The sequence below is a fragment of the Sphingobacterium sp. 1.A.4 genome (assembly GCF_002734245.1).
In the GTDB taxonomy this organism is placed as follows: domain Bacteria; phylum Bacteroidota; class Bacteroidia; order Sphingobacteriales; family Sphingobacteriaceae; genus Sphingobacterium; species Sphingobacterium tenebrionis.
The window spans coordinates 1-2514 of record NZ_PEAZ01000114.1 but is presented as its reverse complement, the minus strand read 5'-3'; the positions used below and the strand labels follow the sequence as shown (position 1 = coordinate 2514).

Annotated in this window: 3 protein-coding genes and 1 tRNA gene; 3 read left to right on the top strand and 1 reads right to left on the bottom strand. The window is 42.6% G+C overall.

Annotated features, from left to right (window positions below):
* Positions 1 to 206: DUF4372 domain-containing protein (locus tag CRJ00_RS17320; protein ID WP_218962189.1), on the bottom strand; the 206-nt coding region annotated here is incomplete at its 3' end.
* A 358-nt stretch (positions 207 to 564) separates the two neighbouring features.
* Here CRJ00_RS17320 and mgtE point away from each other — a divergent pair.
* The 3 genes from mgtE to CRJ00_RS17305 form a co-directional block, all read left to right on the top strand.
* On the top strand, positions 565 to 1938 hold the full coding sequence (mgtE, locus tag CRJ00_RS17315; RefSeq protein WP_099367986.1) for a magnesium transporter: 1374 nt from the start codon (positions 565 to 567) through the stop codon (positions 1936 to 1938).
* Positions 1939 to 2066: 128 nt separating this feature from the next.
* Positions 2067 to 2140, top strand: a tRNA-Asn gene (locus tag CRJ00_RS17310).
* 145 nt (positions 2141 to 2285) lie between these two features.
* A partial coding sequence (locus CRJ00_RS17305; RefSeq protein WP_441347596.1) for an ISAon1 family transposase N-terminal region protein occupies positions 2286 to 2514 on the top strand: 229 nt, incomplete at its 3' end.

Sequence of the window (2514 nt, the reverse complement as noted above, 5' to 3'; positions counted from 1 at the left end):
ATGTTGCCAGTAGTGCTGCGGAGTCCATTAGAAATGTCCCGAACCGAATCCGCAGAGGATAAATGGCAGAATAGCATGCTCACAAAATGTGTCCAGCTGTTGATGCCCTTATGATGCTTGTCGGATTGGTATTGTTGAACCAATCTGCCAAAAATGTCTCGATCGATTAGACCCAAAATCTGGGAAAATACGTTTATATTTACCATGGCGATGGAGGTTTTTTTAGCGAAATAAATATAGCATTCCCTGCTATATAAATCCACCGCCATTTTTTCCATCGTTTAGGACGCTACTGTATTTATACAGCTAAATTTAACTGAAATATTTCTTTAGCAGTTAAATTTGTTTAAAAACATAAATAATAGATAAATCGCCATATTTTTTCATTTTTATAATCTGATTCAAATATCCCTTCAAAAATGGGTCTTATCTATTTTTGATTTAACGGATTTTTAGGCTTCGTTTTTTTATTGTGAAAGATGTTGTTTTTCAATTTAAAAAAACGACTTTTGCACAAAAGAATTTTTAGGCACCAATGTAGGATCATATAAATAGAGGAGGCGTATGGAAGAATTAGCAATGCTTGTTTCGCATGTCGAACAACTAATTGAACATGGTGATAGAGCCGAGCTTGCAGATTATTTGAATGAACTGAACATTTCAGATGTGGAGGAGCTGATTGATGAGCTCCCAGAGCACGGTCCATTGTTCCTCGAGATCTTAAGTATCAAACGTGCGGTAAACGTATTCCGGATTTTGGACTTCCCAACCCAAGAACGGATTTTCAAGAAATTACCAAATTTTAAAATCAGAGAACTTCTTAACGAATTGCCACCCGATGACCGGACTTCCTTTTTTAGTGAGTTGTCTGGTGATGTGGTGAAACGCCTGATCATTCTATTGACTCCGGAGGAGCGTAAGGAAGCCTTGTCTTTATTGGGGTATCCAGAAGATTCGGTTGGTCGTTTGATGACCCCGGATTACATCACGGTCAAAGAACATTGGACCATGCCACGGGTACTTGACCATATCCGTCGATATGGATCGGCATCCGAGACGATCGATGTACTTTATGTCATCGATTCTGAAGGAAAGTTGATAGACGATATTCGGATCAAGGATGTGCTGGTTGCCGAAGAAGATACCATTGTTGCGGATCTGATCGATAATCGGTTGATTTCCCTACATGCCTACGATCCGGCCGAAGAGGCGGTGACCATCTTCCGGATGAACAACCGCGTGGCATTGCCTGTTGTAGATGATAAGGACATCATGCTAGGGATCATCACGATCGATGATATCCTTTGGGTAGCCAATGAAGAGTATACGGAAGATATGCAACGTATCGGGGGTACTGAAGCCCTTGATGAGCCTTACTTGGATGTATCTATCTTCCACCTGGTAAAGAAACGCGCAGGCTGGCTTATTGTGCTCTTCCTAGGGCAGTTGTTGACCGCTGTGGTGTTAGGGTATTACGAAAGCAAATTCGTGCCTGTATTGATCCTTTTGATGCCGGTGATCATGTCCAGTGGGGGTAACTCCGGTTCACAGGCCTCGACCCTGATTATCCAAGCGATGGCGATGGGAGAGGTGACCCTTCGGGACTGGTGGATGGTCATGAAAAGAGAATTGCTCTCCGGTTTGCTTTTAGGGGTGATTCTTGGTGCGCTTGGATTTATGCGGATCGGGATGGAGGAAGCCTTTAGGCAATCCTATGGTGATATCTGGTATCTGATTGCTATTGCGATCAGTCTTTCGCTGGTGGCTGTGGTGCTTTGGGGTTCGGTTATCGGTTCCATGCTTCCTTTTATTTTGCGTAGGTTGGGAGCGGATCCGGCAAGTTCATCCGCACCATTTGTATCCACCATTGTCGATGTTACAGGTTTGATCATCTATTTTACCTTTGCAACGCTGGTGTTGAAAGATGTGCTCTTTTAATTCATTGGAGCGGATTTAAAATTATTCTGATTGGTTCTGAATAACTTGCGAAAAAACGCATAAAAATATTTGCACTTGTCGGTATATCTTCCGATAATTGCATCACCAAAACGAAAGGGACGGGAAATTCCTGAATAGCTCAGTTGGTTAGAGCATCTGACTGTTAATCAGAGGGTCGCTGGTTCGAGCCCAGCTTCAGGAGCAAAAAAGGCTATCGCGAGATAGCCTTTTTTTATTTTCGCTTCGGTGATAAAGTATAGTGAAAGGGTGGTGAAAGTGGATCAAGCTGAATCCTTGGGGGGAATACTAAAAATTTCTTAGTTTAGCATCTTTAAAACAGTTATCCCTTGCAAGAAGCCGAACGTAAATTACTATCCTTGTTGATGCCCGAAGGGCTTTTGGAATACTTTCAGATCATAGAAGTCGATCAGGTCGACAATCAGCTCCATATTTATTTAGATGAACTTAATATTGCTCCGACAGGCTATGAGAACAACAGGTTGGAGTCAAAGGGCTTCATGCCTTCCACCGAGATCTCGGACTTTCCCATTCGAGGCCAGAAAGTTACGCTACATA